We start from the raw sequence: 15,923 nt of genomic DNA, 5'->3' as shown, positions 1-15,923 counted from the left end.
CGGCATCCGTCATCCTTCGTCATCTCCGCCTCCGGTCGCGTGCGCGGCTCCTAGCGTGGACGGATAGCGCGCACACGGCGCGCACCGATTCTGGAGTCCCCGATCCAATGAGCACCACCGTCCGCGCCACGAAGGCGCCAGACACCCGCGGTCCCGTCCGGAAGCTGCTGACGTCGTTCGGCTTCCAGATCCTCGCCGCACTCGTCCTCGGCATCGCCGCCGGCCTGATCGCCCGTCAGCTCGGAGCGACCGGCGACGAGCCGAACGGCCTCTCGGCCACCCTCGACACGATCGGCAGCTCGTACGTCACGCTGCTGCGCACGGCCGTCGTGCCGCTGATCTTCACCGCGATCGTGGCGAGCATCTCGAACCTGCGGCGCGTGCAGAACGCCGCACGCCTGGCCGGCCAGACGCTGCTGTGGTTCGCGATCACCGCGTTCATCGCCGTGAGCATCGGCATCGTGCTCGGACTCGTGATCCAGCCCGGGTCGCGCGCCGGCGACGACCTCGCCCCGAGCGCGCCCTACACCGTGGGCACCTGGTGGAACTTCCTGCTCGGTCTGATCCCGCAGAACTTCCTCGGCCTCAGCGTCAGCACCAACCCCGGCGCGACCGAGGGCACATTCTCCTCGAGCGTCAACTTCAACATCCTGCAGGTCATCGTGATCGCGGTCGCCGTCGGCATCGCGGCGCTCAAGGCCGGCAAGAAGGCCGAGCCCTTCCTCGCGTTCACCGAGTCGCTGCTCAAGGTCATCCAGCGCGTGCTGTGGTGGATCATCCGCATCGCCCCCATCGGCACCTTCGGCCTGATCGGCGCCGCAGTCGTCGAGTACGGCTGGGAGAAGCTCGCCTCGCTCGGCTGGTTCGCGATCGCCGTGTACATCGGTCTCGCTCTGGTGCTCTTCGTCGTCTACCCGGTGCTCGTGAAGACCAACGGCCTGTCGATCAGGCAGTACTTCTCGGGCGTCTGGCCCGCCGTGCAGCTGGCGTTCGTCAGCCGCTCGTCGATCGGCACCCTGCCCCTCACCGAGCGCGTGACCGAGCGCAACCTCGGCGTTCCCCGCTCGTACGCCTCCTTCGCCGTGCCGTTCGGCGCGACCACCAAGATGGACGGCTGCGCCGCCATCTATCCGGCCATCGCCGCGATCTTCGTCGCGCAGTTCTTCGGCATCGAACTCACCCTCGTGCAGTACCTGCTGATCGTGCTCGTCTCGGTCGTCGGCTCGGCGGCCACCGCGGGCACCACGGGCGCGACCGTGATGCTCACCCTGACGCTGTCGACGCTCGGCCTGCCGCTCGAGGGCGTCGGCCTGCTGCTCGCGATCGACCCGATCCTCGACATGGGCCGCACCGCGGTCAACGTCGCGGGCCAGGCGCTCGTGCCCACCATCGTCGCCAAGCGCGAGGGGATCCTCGACGAGGAGCTCTACAACGCGCCCCGCGAGGGCCTGCCGTTCGCCGACGACTCGGCCGACGACGACGCACCCGAGGCGGATGCCGCGGCATCCGAGACCGAGCCGGCCAGCACCCGCTGACCTCTCTCCGTCACCGCCCGAGCGCCTCGTCCCTTCCGGGGCGCTCGTCCGTCTCCCGCTATGCGCGACCCTGCTGGCGGGTGGCACCGCGGGTGTCGAGCGCGAGCTCCTCGGCATCCATCGCCGTCATCAGCTCGCGCATGAGCTCTTCATCGAGGTTGCCCGCGTCCCTCTCCGCGAGAAGGATGTCGCGGCGCACCTGCAGCCATCCCCGGCTCAGGGCAGCCAGGTCGTCGAAGGACGGGCGAGCTGCGGCATCCTCGACCTGCTGCGCGTCGTCGGTGTCCTTCTCGACGCGGGTCATGCGCTTCGTGAACGCATCGAACACTCCCAGGTCGACCTCACCGTACTTGGCCTCCCACTCGACGCGCTTCTCGGCCAGGAACGCCTTGCCGGCCTCTCGGCTCTTCTCCCGCACCGCGGCGAGCGCACGCTGATCGTCGTCGTGATCGACGTCTCCCTCGATGCCGAGGCGGCGGATCAGCATCGGCAGCGTGAGCCCCTGCAGCAGCAGTGTGCCCACGGTCACCACGAACGCCACCACGACGATCGCGTGCGAGGCCTCTTCGTCGAGCGTCGCGAGATCGGCGGCCGCGAGAGCGATCGCGAGCGTCACGACGCCGCGCATACCGGCCCATGAGATCACCGCGCTGTCCTTCCAGGTCAGCTGCAGCCCGGCCATCTGGTCGCGCACGATGTGCGTCCGCAGCTCGTCGGCCGTGAACTGCCCCCACCGCCGGGACTTCTCATGACGTTTCTCGAACTCCCCGCTCTCGACGCCGCGATCCCAGCGCTGAAGGCGCTTGCGGTCCTGGAAGTTCGCCCACGCGCTCGTCGGATAGATGTACAGCGGACGCACCACGAGCACGACCAGCAGCACGATGCCCGACAGCACGAGGATCTGCTCGACGGACTCGCTGCCGAGGTCGCGGAGCACCCGGGGGAACTGCAGACCGATGTACGCGAACACGAAGCTCTCGAGCAGCAGATCGGCCGACAGCCAGAGCGGCTTCTCCTGCTGGCGGGTCGTGTAATCGGTGCGGGGTGAGTTGTATCCGACGTACAGGCCCATCGCGACGACCGCGAGCACTCCGGAACCCAACAGGTGCTCGGCGATCGCATAGGCGCCGAACGGTGCGAGCAGGCCGAAGGTCCCGATCACGACCGCATCGTTGATCCTCATGCGGAGCTGATGCAGCAGGATGCCGAAGACGAGTCCGATCGCGACACCCACGGCGACGGCCAGCAGGAACTGTCCCACGCCGCCCCACACCGACACGGTCGCGCCCGCGAGGATCGCCGCGAACACGCGGTACAGCGTCAGCGAGGTCGCATCGTTGATCAGACTCTCGCCCGAGAGCACCGTCATGATGCGGCGCGGCAGACCGAGCTTGCGGCCGATCGCGGCGGCCGACACCGCATCCGGCGGCGCCACGATCGCGCCGAGCAGCAGGGCGCCCGGCAGGGTCAGCGACGGCATGATCCACCAGGCCACGAACCCCACCGCGAGCGCCGTGAGCAGCACGAGCCAGATGCCGAGCCGGCGGATCTGCGGGAGGCTGCGCTTGAAGCCGACGAACGAGACGTCCAGGGCCGCCGAGTAGAGCAGCGGCGGCAGCACGAGGTTCAGCAGCAGATGGCCGTCGATCTCGACATCCGGCACAAAAGGCAGGAAGGATGCCGCGAGCGCCACGACAGTGACGAGGAGCGGCGCCGGCCAGCCGCGCCATCGGGCGATCGCGGCCACCACGACAGCACCGACGAGCACGTAGAAGATCTCGGCATCCATGCCCCTAAAGTACTGCCCTCCCGCGTCGGTCGCGGGGCGCAGCCGCGTCGGTCACGGGGCGCAGCGGGCCGCGGATCAGGGGCGATCGTCGGCGAGCTCGTCGCGGAGCCCGGCGTTCTCGTCCTCCAGATCGAGCACGCGACGGATGCCGACGATGTTGATGCCCTCGACGCGCAGCCCGGTCACCCGGCGGATGCGCTCGAGGTCGTCATCGCTGTAGCGGCGCGTGCCGCCCTCGCTGCGCGCGGGCGTGACCAGCCCCTTCGCCTCGAAGAGTCGGAGGCTGGCCTCAGGGACCCCGCTGAGCTGCGCGGCGACGGCGATGCCGTAGACCGGCATGCTCGGATCACGATCACCCATGGGCACCTCCCTCTACGCACTTGCATTCTATCTCGCGTTGTTCTATAAAAAATCTATAGCGACGGTTGCAGATAATCTGCACCGGAGAACGCCCGCTCGGGCCACACGAAAGGAGACACTCATGGCCATGTCCTTCGATCCGTTCAGTCAGCTCGACCGCTTCGCTGCGAGCGTGCTGGACTCCGTCCGCGCACCGCGTCTCATGCCGGTGGACCTCTACCGCGACGGCGACAGGTACATCCTGCACGCCGACCTCCCCGGCATCGATCCGGGCTCGATCGACGTCGACCTCGACGGCGGACAGCTCACGATCCGCGCGCAGCGCACGGCCGACGGTCGCGAAGGCGTCCGCTGGCTCGCACGCGAACGCGGCGCGGGCTCGTTCCTCCGCCAGTTCTCGCTCGGCGACGGCGTCGACCTCGACGCGATCAGCGCCTCGTACGAGAGCGGCGTGCTCTCGGTGATCATCCCGGTCAGCGAGCGCGCGAAGCCCCGCAAGATCGAGGTCGAGTCGAGCGACAACCGACAGCCGATCACCGCCTGACCCTTCGGTGGGCCGGGGCGCACACCCCGGCCCACCCCGCTCTCTCTTCGGAAAGGACGATCCCATGCGCCCCTCTTCTGCTCTCGACCGGTTCCTCCGCGGCATGGAGTACCCGGCGACACGAGACGACCTGCTCCGCGAAGCAGCCCGCGACGGCCTCGGCCCCGATGACCGAACGGCCCTCGCCCAGCTTCCCGAGCAGAGCTTCAGCGCCGCCTGGCACATCCGCTATCACCTCACGCGACGCGCGCTCACCGAGGAGTTCGCGCCCTCGGCATCCGCAGGTCTCGTCGCTGTCTGAGACGCACCGGCGACGATGGGGCGGACGGGAATGCCCCGCCCGCCCCCGCCGTTGCATTCGGGGATGACTTCCACCGCGCTCTCCGTCCTCGACCTCGTCCCGGTTCGCACCGGCCAGACCAGTGCCGAGGCGATCTCCTCCTCCCTCGATCTCGCCGCGACCGCCGACCGGCTCGGCTACCGCCGCTACTGGTTCGCCGAGCACCACAACATGCCGGCCGTGGCATCCACCACTCCCCCGGTGCTGATCGCCGCCGCCGCGATGCGCACGACGCAGATCCGTCTGGGATCCGGCGGAGTGATGCTCCCCAACCACGCACCGCTCATCGTCGCCGAGCAGTTCGCCGCCCTCGAGGCCATCGCGCCCGGACGCATCGACCTCGGCCTCGGCCGCGCGCCCGGCAGCGACCCCGTCATCACCCAGCTGCTGCGTGGATCGGGCACGACCAGCGACGTCGAGCAGTTCCCGCGCAACGTGCAGGACATCGCCGCACTCATCTCGGGCGAGGGCGCCACCGTGCGATTCACCTCGGGTGGCGAGTACACGGTGCACGCGACCCCGGCCGCCACCGGAAGCCCCGAGGTGTGGCTGCTCGGATCGAGCGACTACTCGGCGCAGCTCGCGGCATCCCACGGCCTGCCCTACGTCTTCGCCAACCACTTCTCGGGACAGGGCCTCGAACGCGCACTCGACCTCTACCGCACCGGCTACCAGCCGAGCGAAGAGCACCCCGAGCCGCGGACGTTCCTCACGGTCAACGTCGTCGCCGCGCCGACACAGGAAGAGGCCGAGGCGCGCGCCCTTCCGCAGCTGCGCATGATGTCGCGCCTGCGCCTCAACAAGCCGCTCATCGCACTCGAGACCGTCGAAGAGGCCCTCGCCGCAGAATCGGATGCCGCGACCGACCAGGTCGTCGAAGCCGCCCGCTCGCGCTGGTTCGTCGGCACCGGCGAGTCGGTCGCCGCCGAGGTGCGCGCGTTCGCCGAGAAGTACGGCGTCGACGAGGTCATGCTGTCGCCCGTCGCCGGTGCATACGAGTCCGAGCCTCGTGACGCCGCCGCCGGCCGCGCCCAGACGCTCGAGCTCATCGCCGCCGCCCTGTAGGCGCCGCGGGCGCCGCGCTGTAGGCGCCGGGCTGTAGGCGAAGGGGGCGCCGCGTGCCGTCGCGCGCTGGGCCGTCGCGCGCTCGTCGCCGGGCGCTGGTCGCCGCGCGCTGGTCGCCGCACGCTGGTCGCCGCGCGCGCTCGCGCACGCGAGCGGGGCCACTTCCGCATCCCGCCGCCAGGCGGGGCCACTTGTGCATCCGAAACGCCGGTTTCAGATGCCGAAGTGGCCCCGCTCGCGGCACCCGATGCAGAAGTGGCCCCGCTCGCGGCACCCGATGCAGAACTGGCCCCGCTCGCGGCACCCGATGCAGAAGTGGCCCCGCACCACGCCGGAGGAACGCGGCGCCCATTCTGTCCACAGGCGCGACTTGTCCACATCTCTCGGGATCTCGCGGTCATCAGGCCAGGAAGACACATCCGACCAGCGAGCCTGATGGGATGCGCCATCGGATACTCCTGCCCGACGAACTCGGGCGCCATTTCTCCGTGCGGCAGGCCGCGGCCGCCGGTGTCGGTCGGGGTCGCGTGTCCGCGCGCGATCTCGACAGGCCCTTCCGCGGGGTGCGTTCGGTCACGGCTGTAGAGACACCACTCGATCGCGTCGTCGCCCTCGCGCCCCTCCTGCACCGTGGTCAGCTCATCGGCGGGGAGACGGCGATGCGGGTGTGGGGGTATCCGCATCCCGGCATCTGGAACGTCGAGACAGCGATCCTCGTGGTCGTGACGACGGGTTCGGCGCGCGTCCGCCGCCGCGGCGTCACCGGCCGACGCCTGGCAGAGGGACGGGCCCATCCCTGGCGAATCGGTGGGATTCCGGTCGTCGATCCGGCCGCGGCTCTGTTCATGTGCGCCGCGACGCTGACCGAGGATCAGGTGGTCATCGCCCTCGACGCAGTGCTGAGCACGGCCGACAACTATCCCGGGCTGCGTCAGGGGCGCCCTCCCCTGACAGAGACCGACATCGAACAGCGCCTGCAGGCCTGGGGCCGCTTCCCCGGCTCTCGACGAGTCCGTGACGCGCTGTCCCGTGCGCGCGAAGGAGTGGAATCGCCCAAGGAGACCGAGACGCGGTTGCTCATCGTCGCGGGAGGTCTTCCTGAACCCGTCGTGCAGTACGAGATCCACGAGAACGGACTCCTCATCGCGCGCAGCGACATGGCCTATCCCGACCTCAGGATCTCGATCGAGTACGAGGGCGACGGCCACCGCACGAGTCGCGATCAGTGGCGCCGCGACATCCAGCGGCAGCGGGATCTCGAGGACCTCGGCTGGATCGTCATCCGCGTGACTCAGCTCGACCTGGACGACGGGCGACCGCTGATGGACCGCATCCGTCGCGCGATGGCATCCCGTCGCTGACGCTCGCACATCTCTGCGTCCCGCCCGCCCCTCCCACGCCCGCAGGCGGGGCCATTTCCGCATCCGGCGTCCCGGCGGTGCCAGTTCCGCATCCGGATCATCCGTTTGCGATGCACAACTGGCCCCGCATCACCGGCGCCATGTGGCGAATGCCGCCAAGACTCCGCGTCAGGGGCTGGTATTCCGGTGCGCCGGGGCGTAGGGTCACCCGCAACGGAAGGGGTTCGATGATGAGCACTACCAAGACCCTGGCCCTCTGGGTGGCGTACGGCACGAACGGCGTCGTCGGCAGCCTCCGACATGACGACGAGGGATACACCGTCGTCATGGCCGGATCCGATGCGGCGACAGGCACGTACCCGACCTTGGAATCGGCGAAGGGCGCGTTGCATTCGCACATGCTGCCGGGCAGCGGTTGGCCGATGTTCCGCGAGCACTGACTTTCGAACGGGGAAACAAGGGGCAGAGGGGCGGCGCGGTCGCGGGGCATCCCCGCGACCGTCGTACGCTGACTGCATGCGAATCACCACTCCCCTCGCTCCTCCGGCATGCTGACGGTCGAGGAGCAGCGGGCGAAGGTGATCGCCGCCACCCGACCGCTGGATGCCGAATCGGTGCCGCTCGCACGGGCGGCGGGCCGCGTCCTCGCCACGACCGTGCACGCTCGGGTCGATGTGCCGGTGTTCGACAACTCGGCGATGGACGGATATGCGGTCCTGTTCACCGACGTCGAGTCGGCCACGGCCGTGCACCCCGTCGAGCTCGCGGTGGTCGCCGACCTCCCGGCGGGGTCGGCCGACGAACCCGAGCTGCGTGAGGGACGAGCCGCACGCATCATGACCGGCGCCCCTGTGCCGCACACGGCGACCGTCGTCGTGCCGTTCGAGCACACCCGCGACGGCCTGCAGGCGTGGGATGCGCCTGCGATCGTGGTCACTGCGCCGACTCGCGCGGGTGCCAACATCCGCCGCCGCGGCGAGGAGCTGCGCGCCGGAGCCGTCGTCGCGACAGCGGGCACCACCCTCGGCCCGCTCCAGCTCACGGCCATCGCGGCCACCGGCATCGACACTGTGCCGGTGCATCGTCGTCCTCGCGTCGCGGTCATCTCGACCGGCAGCGAGCTCGCCGACCCCGGCGCCGACCTCGCCCGCGGGCAGATCCCCGAGTCGAACTCGGTGCTGCTCGCTGCGCTGTGCGCGGAGACGGGCGCTGACGTCGTCTCGGTCGACACGGTGACAGACGAGGATGCCGCCTTCACCGCACTCCTCGATCGCGCGCTCGTCGATGCGCGCGTCGATGTCGTGGTCACGTCCGGCGGAGTCAGCGCCGGAGCCCACGAGGTCGTGAAGAACGTGCTGCGCGATCGCATCGAGTTCGTGGCGGTCGCCATGCAGCCGGGCAGGCCTCAGGCCTTCGGGCGCCTTGGCGACGCGCTGGTGTTCGGACTGCCCGGCAATCCGGCGAGCGTCGCCGCGTCGTTCGAGGCCTTCGTGCGGCCGGCGCTGCTCGCTCTCCAGGGTCGCGCAGGCCTGCAGCGCCCGATGCTCCGCCTCGCCAGCACCGCAGCGTGGCGCAGCCCGGTAGGACGACAGCAGTACGTGCCCGTCGCCCTCGACCGATCCGACCCGGCCGCCTGGTCGGTGCGCCCGGCGGCCGCCGACGGGTCATCGGGCGCGCATCTGGCGGCAGGACTCGCCAGAGCGGATGCCTATGCCGTCGTGCCCGCCGACGTATCAGCCGTCGCAGCAGGCGACCTGGTCGATGTGATGCTGCTCTCGTGACCGGGACGCGCACGACCGAGACACCGGACGCCGCGACACCGGCGTCCGGGCCGACTGCCGCGATCATCCTCGCCGGCGGGCGGGCCTCACGACTCGACGGGACTGCCAAGCCGTTGCTCGAGGTCGGCGGCCGCACCCTGCTCGACCGCGCCATCGCCGCCGTCGACGGCTGCGACCCCATCGTGGTCGTAGGTCCACCGGCGCCGACCCGTGTTCGCGTCGTATGGACCCGGGAGACCCCGGAGTTCGGCGGACCGGTCGCCGGCATCGCCGCCGGCCTCGCTCTCGTCGACACCGCCGACGTCCTGGTGCTGGCGGCCGACCTGCCGAACGCCGAAGGCGCCGTGGCGCTGCTGCACCGGCATCCGCCCCTCTCCGCCGACGCCGACGGCAAAAACGGCAAGGCCGACGCCGACGGCAAAATCGGCAAGGACGACGCCCCCAGCACGAATGGTGCGCACGGCATCGACGGCGTCTGCCTGATCGACGCGTCGGGACGCATGCAGTGGCTCGTCGGCCGCTACCGCACCGATGCCCTGCGATCCGCCGCCGCGGCTCTCCCCGACGGCGGCCGCGACGCGTCGTTGCGATCGCTGCTGGCGCGCCTGCGCATCAGGGCGATTCCGGCGGGAGACCTGGCGACCGATGTCGACACGTGGGACGATCTCGAACGGGCCCGCGCCGCGGCACCGATGCCCCCGCGCGACGGAGCACCAGATGAGGAGACGACATGACCGACAAGCCGCAACACCTTCCGGTCGAAGCCCTGGACGACTGGACCACGGCGGTCTGCAGCGCGCTCGGGATCGATCGCGAGTCCGTCGATGTCGCCCTGCTCCTGGATCTCGCCCGGGATGTCGCGCACGGCGTCGCCCGCCCGGCCGCACCGCTCAGCGCCTACCTCGCCGGCCTCGCCGCAGGTCGCGCGGGCGGCAGCCGCGAGGACACCGCTGCGGCGGTCGCCACCATCACCGAGCTGGCCGGGGAATGGCGCGCCGAAGACCAGGATTCCTGAAGTTCTCTCATCGCCCACCTCGCCGATGTGATCGAGAAGTAATCGTCCGGTAATCGCACTCGTGCGGCCCTGCAACATCCGCCGCCTACGTTCAGAGCATTCACCTCTCGAACGCAGGAGCCGCGATGTCCCAGATCACCGGAAGAAGCAGCGTCGACACCCCCGCCGTGACCCTCACGCGCCGCCCCGGCCGGTGGATCGACGGCTGGAACCCCGAGGATTCGGCCTTCTGGGCCACCGAGGGCAAGGCGATCGCCCGCCGCAACCTCGGCTGGTCGATCTTCGCCGAGTTCCTCGGTTTCATCATCTGGCAGCTCTGGAGCATCGTCGTCGTGCTGCTCCCCGCCGCCGGGTTCACTCTGAGCACCACCGAGTCGTTCTGGCTGATCTCGCTGCCGAGCCTCGTCGGCGCGACGCTGCGGTTCCCGTACACGTTCCTCGTCGCCCGCTTCGGCGGACGCAACTGGACCATCGTCTCGGCGCTGCTGCTGCTGATCCCCGCCGTCCTGCTCGGCATCGTCGTGCAGGATCCCGAGACCCCGTTCGGCGTGCTGCTCGCCGTCGCGGCTCTCGCCGGTTTCGGCGGCGGCAACTTCGCCAGCTCCATGGCGAACATCACCTACTTCTTCCCGCAGAAGGAGAAGGGCTGGGCGCTCGGACTCAACGCCGCCGGCGGCAACCTCGGCACCTCGGTCGCCCAGCTCGCCGTGCCGATCGTCGTGTCGATCACCGCCGCGTCGACCTTCAGCCTGTCGTTCGCCGGCTGGATGTGGGTGCCGCTGATCCTCGTGGCCGTGTGGGGAGCATGGCGCCACATGAACAACCTGTCGTCGGCCAAGGCGGACTTCGCCGGGGCCGCCGCCGCACTGCGCGAACCGCACCTGTGGGTGCTGTCGCTGCTGTACATCGGCACGTTCGGATCGTTCATCGGCTTCTCGAGCGTCTTCCCGAAGCTCATCGCCGACACCTTCCCCGAGTTCTCGACGTTCCAGATCGGCAGCGCCTCGCTGTCGCTGGCCTTCCTCGGGGCCCTCGTCGGCTCGCTCGCCCGCCCCTATGGAGGAAAGCTCGCCGACCGCTTCGGCGGAGCACGGATGACGATCGCCGCGTTCTCGCTCATGATCGTCGGCGCCCTGTCGCTGCTCGTCACTCTCGAGGCGAACAGCTTCGCGCTCTTCCTCGGATGCTTCCTGCTGCTGTTCGTCGCGGCGGGCGCCGGCAACGGCGCGACCTACCGGATGATCCCCAACGTCTTCGCCGCACGCGGTGCCGCGACCGCGGGCGACGCGCTCGCTGTCAGCACCCAGCGCAAGGGTGCGGCCGCCCTGGGGCTGATCTCGGCCATCGGCGCCTACGGCGGATTCGTGATCCCGCAGGTTCTCGCGGCGGCGAAGAGCGGCACAGGTTCGTACGCTCCGGCATTCGGCGGATTCGTCGCCGCCTACATCGTGCTGCTCCTCATCACGGTCTTCGTCTATCTGATGCCTCGGCCCTCGCTCGCCGGACACCGGATCTGACCATGACCGAGCGCATCGTCGTCATCGGCGCGGGGCCTGTCGGCATCCGCTTCACCGAAGAGCTCCTGCCGCTCGTGGCAGGGGGTCGGGCGACGGTCACCGTGCTGGGCGCCGAGACGGCGGATCCGTACAACCGGGTGCTGCTCGCCGAATACGCCGTGGGCGAGGCATCGTCCGACGAGCTCACTCTCGCCACTGCCGCGAGTCTCTCCGGTGTGGATCTGCGGCTGGGGGCGCGAGCGGTGCGGATCGATCGGGATGCGCGGGTCGTCGAGCTGGTCGACGGATCGACCGTCGGGTACGACCGCCTGGTGCTCGCGACCGGCGCGCGATCGATCGTCCCGTCGCTCGAAGGCCTCGAGACCCTCGGTCCGGACACCACCGGCCTCGACAGCAGCCTGACCGCAGGGGTCTGCGTGCTCCGCGATCTGTCGGATGCCGAGCAGGTGCGCGCCGTGGTCGCACGCGGCGGCCGGGTCGTGGTGCTCGGAGCCGGCGTGCTGGGGATCGAGCTCGCCATGCTGCTCGCTGACGCCGGCGCCGTGCCCTCCGTGGCCCACTTCGGTCCGATGCCGATGCCCCGCCAACTCGACCGGGGGTCGGCGAGCATCCTCTCGACCGCTCTCGCCTCGGCCGGCGTCACGCTGGTGCCGCACACCCGTGCCGAGGGTGTGATCGGGGTCGAGGGCGACGACGGCATCCGCCGGTTCCGTGCACTCGCGAGCTCCGACGGCAAGCGCATCGAGGGCGATCTGCTCGTGCTGTCGTGCGGCGTCAGGGCGCGCACCGAGCTCGCCGAGGCCGCGGGACTCCGCGTCGGCAACGGCGTGCTCGTCGACGGCGCACTGCGCTCGTGGTCGGATCCGCGCATCCATGCGATCGGGGACTGCGCCCACATCGCCGACCCCGCCGAGTTCCTGCACGACCGCCAGGTGCCGGGCGGACCGCACGGCCTCGTCGGCCCCGGCTGGCGTCAGGCGAGCTGGCTCGCCGCGGCCATCGCCGCCGAGCTCGACAGTGCCGACGACCACCCGGGCGAGTTCGCCGACGAGCACCCCGGCGTCGTCGTGCTCAAGGGCGAGCTGGTCGACATCGCATCCGCGGGCGACGTCTCGGCCGACCCCTTCGCCCCTGTCCCGGCCGGTGAGGATGCCCCCGGCATCGCCGTCTGGGCCGACCCCGAGCACGGCACCTACGTGAAGATGGCGACGCGCGACGGCATCCTCACCGGATTCGTGGCGGTCGGGATGCCGCGGGCCGCGGCCGAACTGAGCGTGCTGTACCTGCGCGGCGGCGAACTGCCCGCCGACCGCTCGCTGCTGCTGCGTCTCGATGATCCTGACGCCGATGCGATCGCACCGGCCGGTCGTGACGCGACCCTCTGCATCTGCAACGCCGTCACCGTCGGCCAGATCGAGGACGCGATCGACGACGGCTGCTCGTCGGTGGCTGCGGTCGGCGAGTGCACCCGCGCCGGCACCGGATGCGGAGGATGCCGCGCCCGCATCACCGAGATGCTGCACGCCCACGCGGGGGCCGTCGCATGACCGACACCCACTGCCCCTACTGCGCGCTGCAGTGCGCGATGACGCTGACCCCGACCGTGGGCGCACCGCTGCCGGTCACCGTCGCCGGACGCGACTTCCCGACGAACCGCGGCGGGCTGTGCAAGAAGGGGTGGACCTCGGCCGAGCTGCTCGCCGACGCCGGTCGCCTCACCACTCCCCTGGTGCGCGGGACCGACGGCGAACTGCACCCGGCGGACTGGGACGTGGCCCTCGATCTGATCGCCGCGCGGCTGCGTCTGATTGCCGAGGAGGACGGCCCCGATGCGGTCGGCGTCTTCGGCGGCGGCGGGCTCACGAACGAGAAGGCGTACCAGTTGGGCAAGTTCGCCCGCATCGCACTGCGCACGTCGCGCATCGACTACAACGGCCGCTTCTGCATGTCATCCGCTGCGGCCGCCGCCAACCGCTCCTTCGGAATCGACCGCGGCCTGCCGTTCCCGCTGACCGACCTCGACACCGCCGAGACGGTGCTGCTGCTGGGATCGAACGTCGGCGACACCATGCCGCCGTTCGTCTCGCATCTGCAGGGCGCCAGGGCCCGCGGCGGTCTCATCGTCGTCGATCCTCGCCGCAGCTCGACGGCACGACTGAGCGCCGACGGCGCCGGCATCCACGTGCAGCCGGTGCCCGGCACCGATCTCGCGCTGCTGCTCGCAGTGATCCATGTCGTGATCGCCGAGGAGCTCTACGACGACGGCTATGTGCGCCAGCGCACATCGGGCTTCGACGCCCTCCGCCAGTCGGTGTCGGCGTGGTGGCCCGAGCGTGCCGAGACCGTCACCGGGGTGCCGGCGCGCAGCATCCGCGATCTGGCACGCAGACTGGCGGACTCCGACTCGACCTACATCCTCACCGGCCGCGGCGTCGAGCAGCATGTCGACGGCACCGACACCGCGACGGCCGCCATCAACCTCGCACTGCTCCTGGGTCTTCCGGGGACACCGGGGTGCGGCTACGGCACGCTGACCGGGCAGGGCAACGGCCAGGGCGGACGCGAGCACGGACAGAAAGCCGACCAGCTTCCGGGGTATCAGTCGATCAGCGACCCGGCCGCCCGCGCCTCGGTCGCGGCCGTGTGGGGCGTCGACCCCGACGACCTTCCCGGGCCCGGCATCCCCGCGGTCGAGCTGCTGCAGAGCGCCGGACTCCCGGGCGGCGTGCGAGCGCTGCTCGTGCACGGCTCGAACGTGTTCGTGTCGGCGCCGAACGTCTCGACCGTGCGCGAGGCCCTGGGCCGGCTCGATCTGCTCGTCGTCTCGGACTTCTTCCTCTCGGAGACCGCGAAGGCCGCCGACATCGTGCTCCCCGTGCTGCAGTGGGCCGAGGAGGAGGGCACGATGACCAACCTCGAGGGCCGCGTGCTGCGTCGCCGCCGAGCGGTCGACGCCCCCGCCGGCGCCCGCAGCGAGCTGTGGATCATGGCCGAGCTCGCCCGTCGCCTCGACGCCCCCGGCACCTGGAGCCTCGTGCCGTCGGAGGTGTTCGGCGAGCTGGCCCGCGCCTCCGCCGGCGGCCGCGCCGACTACTCCGGCCTCAGCCACGAACTGCTCGACCTCGGCATCGAGGCGCACTGGCCCTTCCCGATCGGGAGCCTCGGCACCCCTCGACTGTTCGCCGACCGCTTCGCGCACGCAGACGGGCGCGCGAAGCTCGTCGCCGTACGGGCTCGGGAGCATCCGACGGCGAGCGCCGACCGGCTCACCCTGATCACCGGGCGCCTGCTCGAGCAGTACCAGAGCGGAGCGCAGACCCGCCGCATCCCCGAGCTCACCGAGAAGCGGCCCGATCTCGTCGCGCAGCTGCACCCTGCGACCGCGCGTCGTCATGGGATCGGCGAGGGCGACGGCATCCGTCTCTGGAACTCCCGCGGCACCCTGCGGGCGCGGGCCGAGCTGACGAACGACATCAGGCCCGACACGGTGTTCCTGCCGTTCCACTATGCGGATGCCGAGAGCGCCAATCTGCTCACCGACGACCGGGTCGATCCGCACTCGGCGATGCCCGAGTTCAAACGGGCTCTGGTCGAGCTCCGCGCCGTCTGATCGTGGAGGCGGCGCTCAGTCGTCCGGCTCGCCGCTGAGGATGCCGCGCAGCCAGTCGCGCGCCTCGACGAAGATGTCGTCGGAGTAGCGCTCGGGGTACTGCACGATCTGCCGGTCGGCTCGCGGATACGACCCGAGGAACACCACGCGCGGGCTGAAACGGCGGATGCCGAGCAGGGCGTCGGCCATGCGCTCGTGCTCGATGTGGCCGTCGGCGTCGATCACGAACCGATAGCGGCCGAGCTCGTCGCCGATCGGACGCGACTGGATCAGCGAGAGGTTGATGCCGCGGGTCGAGAACTGCTCGAGCATCTCGAGCAGGGATCCGGGGTGATCGTTCGGCAGCTCGACGATCAGCGAGGTCTTGTCGGCCCCGGTCGGCGCCGGCGCCGTGGTGGTGCGGGTCACGAGCACGAAGCGGGTGACGGCCTGAGCGTTGTCGCCGATGTCCTCGGCCAGCACGTCGACGTCGAGGTGCTTCACGACGCCCGGGGCGGCGATGGCCGCCTGGGCCGGAAGACCGCCGTCGAGCATGCCGATCGCCGACGCGACGTTGCTCGCCGCGGGCACATGCGAGTGCCTGGGGAGGTGCTCCCCGAGCCAGCCGTGGCACTGGGCGTACGCGACAGGGTGCGCGGCGATCACGCTGATGTCGGCCAGGGTCGTGCCCCGAGGCGCCACGAGCACGAAGTTCACCGGCACGAGGTACTCGCCGATGATCCGGAGGCCAGGCAGAGTGGCCAGCGCATCCTGCGTGGTCGAGACGCCGCCCTCGATCGAGTTCTCGATCGCGATCATCGCGGCGTCGCTGCGCCCCTCGAGCACATCCGCGAGGGCTTCTCCGACGTTGTGCACGGCACGCCAGTCCTGACCCCGTGCTTCAGCGACCTGTTCGAGCGCCGCTTCGGTGAATGTTCCGGCGGGGCCGAGATAGCTGTAGGTGCGGCGTTCAGTCACGCGTTTCACCTTAGGGCACCGGCACACGCCCAGAAGATGCGCGGATGCC

At 70.5% G+C, this 15,923-nt stretch carries 15 protein-coding genes; 12 read left to right on the top strand and 3 right to left on the bottom strand.

Translation table 11 applies throughout. From position 1 onward, the window contains the following. Positions 1-107 precede the first annotated feature (107 nt). Positions 108-1,535, top strand: a complete 1,428-nt coding sequence (locus tag ACZZZF_RS14105) for a dicarboxylate/amino acid:cation symporter (RefSeq protein WP_053097738.1) — start codon at positions 108-110, stop codon at positions 1,533-1,535. A gap of 58 nt (positions 1,536-1,593) precedes the next feature. On the opposite strand, the gene ACZZZF_RS14100 is transcribed toward ACZZZF_RS14105, so the two are convergent. Beyond that, a complete protein-coding gene (locus ACZZZF_RS14100) occupies positions 1,594-3,324 on the bottom strand; it encodes a cation:proton antiporter (protein ID WP_072591881.1) in 1,731 nt (576 codons plus the stop codon). A gap of 75 nt (positions 3,325-3,399) precedes the next feature. Next, positions 3,400-3,684 carry a MerR family transcriptional regulator gene (locus ACZZZF_RS14095; protein ID WP_053097740.1) on the bottom strand — a complete coding sequence of 95 codons (285 nt, stop codon included), beginning with the start codon at positions 3,682-3,684 and terminating at the stop codon, positions 3,400-3,402. Positions 3,685-3,805: 121 nt separating this feature from the next. Here ACZZZF_RS14095 and ACZZZF_RS14090 point away from each other — a divergent pair, with 121 nt between their 5' ends. The 11 genes from ACZZZF_RS14090 to ACZZZF_RS14040 all read left to right on the top strand — a co-directional run bounded on the left by ACZZZF_RS14090 (position 3,806) and on the right by ACZZZF_RS14040 (position 14,917). Next, entirely contained in the window at positions 3,806-4,228 is a 423-nt protein-coding gene (locus ACZZZF_RS14090) for an Hsp20/alpha crystallin family protein (RefSeq protein WP_463499001.1), read from the top strand. A gap of 64 nt (positions 4,229-4,292) precedes the next feature. Continuing rightward, positions 4,293-4,529, top strand: coding sequence for a DUF2795 domain-containing protein (locus ACZZZF_RS14085; RefSeq protein ID WP_072591882.1), 237 nt, complete (start codon positions 4,293-4,295; stop codon positions 4,527-4,529). Positions 4,530-4,592: 63 nt separating this feature from the next. Continuing rightward, entirely contained in the window at positions 4,593-5,633 is a 1,041-nt protein-coding gene (locus ACZZZF_RS14080; protein WP_157538247.1) for an LLM class flavin-dependent oxidoreductase, read from the top strand. Positions 5,634-6,073: 440 nt separating this feature from the next. After that, positions 6,074-6,994 (top strand): hypothetical protein, encoded by a 921-nt coding sequence (locus tag ACZZZF_RS14075; RefSeq protein ID WP_463498998.1) that lies wholly within the window; start codon positions 6,074-6,076, stop codon positions 6,992-6,994. Between the two features lie 230 nt (positions 6,995-7,224). Then, the gene (locus ACZZZF_RS14070) at positions 7,225-7,434 is read left to right on the top strand and encodes a methyltransferase (RefSeq protein ID WP_463498995.1); all 210 of its coding nucleotides are present in this window, start codon (positions 7,225-7,227) and stop codon (positions 7,432-7,434) included. Positions 7,435-7,542: 108 nt separating this feature from the next. Further along, positions 7,543-8,775 (top strand): molybdopterin molybdotransferase MoeA, encoded by a 1,233-nt coding sequence (locus ACZZZF_RS14065; RefSeq protein ID WP_072591884.1) that lies wholly within the window; start codon positions 7,543-7,545, stop codon positions 8,773-8,775. Continuing rightward, a complete protein-coding gene (gene mobA / locus ACZZZF_RS14060; protein ID WP_463498992.1) occupies positions 8,772-9,509 on the top strand; it encodes a molybdenum cofactor guanylyltransferase in 738 nt (245 codons plus the stop codon). Before ACZZZF_RS14065 ends, mobA begins: the two co-directional genes overlap by 4 nt. Further along, a complete protein-coding gene (locus tag ACZZZF_RS14055) occupies positions 9,506-9,790 on the top strand; it encodes a DUF6457 domain-containing protein (RefSeq protein ID WP_463498989.1) in 285 nt (94 codons plus the stop codon). The genes mobA and ACZZZF_RS14055 overlap by 4 nt, the downstream gene beginning before the upstream one ends. A gap of 125 nt (positions 9,791-9,915) precedes the next feature. Beyond that, positions 9,916-11,307 carry an MFS transporter gene (locus ACZZZF_RS14050; protein WP_463498986.1) on the top strand — a complete coding sequence of 464 codons (1,392 nt, stop codon included), beginning with the start codon at positions 9,916-9,918 and terminating at the stop codon, positions 11,305-11,307. Between the two features lie 2 nt (positions 11,308-11,309). Beyond that, complete coding sequence (locus tag ACZZZF_RS14045; RefSeq protein WP_463498983.1) at positions 11,310-12,854, top strand: FAD-dependent oxidoreductase; 1,545 nt, start codon at positions 11,310-11,312, stop codon at positions 12,852-12,854. Beyond that, positions 12,851-14,917: a molybdopterin oxidoreductase family protein gene (locus ACZZZF_RS14040; protein ID WP_463498982.1), complete on the top strand. Its 2,067-nt coding sequence runs from the start codon at positions 12,851-12,853 to the stop codon at positions 14,915-14,917. The genes ACZZZF_RS14045 and ACZZZF_RS14040 overlap by 4 nt, the downstream gene beginning before the upstream one ends. A gap of 15 nt (positions 14,918-14,932) precedes the next feature. Here the strand turns inward: ACZZZF_RS14040 and pheA are convergent, their stop codons facing one another. Continuing rightward, positions 14,933-15,883, bottom strand: a complete 951-nt coding sequence (pheA, locus tag ACZZZF_RS14035) for a prephenate dehydratase (protein ID WP_053097750.1) — start codon at positions 15,881-15,883, stop codon at positions 14,933-14,935. Positions 15,884-15,923 lie beyond the last annotated feature (40 nt).

The sequence above is a fragment of the Microbacterium sp. AC215 genome (assembly GCF_979258645.1).
This window is presented reverse-complemented; position numbering and strand designations above follow the sequence as displayed.

Excerpts from the sequence above, each read along its gene's own strand:
- ACZZZF_RS14075 (WP_463498998.1), top strand. The coding sequence starts at position 6,074 with ATGCGCCATCGGATACTCCTGCCCGACGAACTCGGGCGCCATTTCTCC.
- ACZZZF_RS14080 (WP_157538247.1), top strand. The coding sequence starts at position 4,593 with ATGACTTCCACCGCGCTCTCCGTCCTCGACCTCGTCCCGGTTCGCACC.
- ACZZZF_RS14100 (WP_072591881.1), bottom strand. The coding sequence starts at position 3,324 with ATGGATGCCGAGATCTTCTACGTGCTCGTCGGTGCTGTCGTGGTGGCC.
- ACZZZF_RS14070 (WP_463498995.1), top strand. The coding sequence starts at position 7,225 with ATGAGCACTACCAAGACCCTGGCCCTCTGGGTGGCGTACGGCACGAAC.
- ACZZZF_RS14050 (WP_463498986.1), top strand. The coding sequence starts at position 9,916 with ATGTCCCAGATCACCGGAAGAAGCAGCGTCGACACCCCCGCCGTGACC.
- ACZZZF_RS14065 (WP_072591884.1), top strand. The coding sequence starts at position 7,543 with ATGCTGACGGTCGAGGAGCAGCGGGCGAAGGTGATCGCCGCCACCCGA.
- ACZZZF_RS14105 (WP_053097738.1), top strand. The coding sequence starts at position 108 with ATGAGCACCACCGTCCGCGCCACGAAGGCGCCAGACACCCGCGGTCCC.
- ACZZZF_RS14085 (WP_072591882.1), top strand. The coding sequence starts at position 4,293 with ATGCGCCCCTCTTCTGCTCTCGACCGGTTCCTCCGCGGCATGGAGTAC.
- ACZZZF_RS14045 (WP_463498983.1), top strand. The coding sequence starts at position 11,310 with ATGACCGAGCGCATCGTCGTCATCGGCGCGGGGCCTGTCGGCATCCGC.
- ACZZZF_RS14040 (WP_463498982.1), top strand. The coding sequence starts at position 12,851 with ATGACCGACACCCACTGCCCCTACTGCGCGCTGCAGTGCGCGATGACG.
- ACZZZF_RS14055 (WP_463498989.1), top strand. The coding sequence starts at position 9,506 with ATGACCGACAAGCCGCAACACCTTCCGGTCGAAGCCCTGGACGACTGG.
- ACZZZF_RS14090 (WP_463499001.1), top strand. The coding sequence starts at position 3,806 with ATGGCCATGTCCTTCGATCCGTTCAGTCAGCTCGACCGCTTCGCTGCG.
- ACZZZF_RS14095 (WP_053097740.1), bottom strand. The coding sequence starts at position 3,684 with ATGGGTGATCGTGATCCGAGCATGCCGGTCTACGGCATCGCCGTCGCC.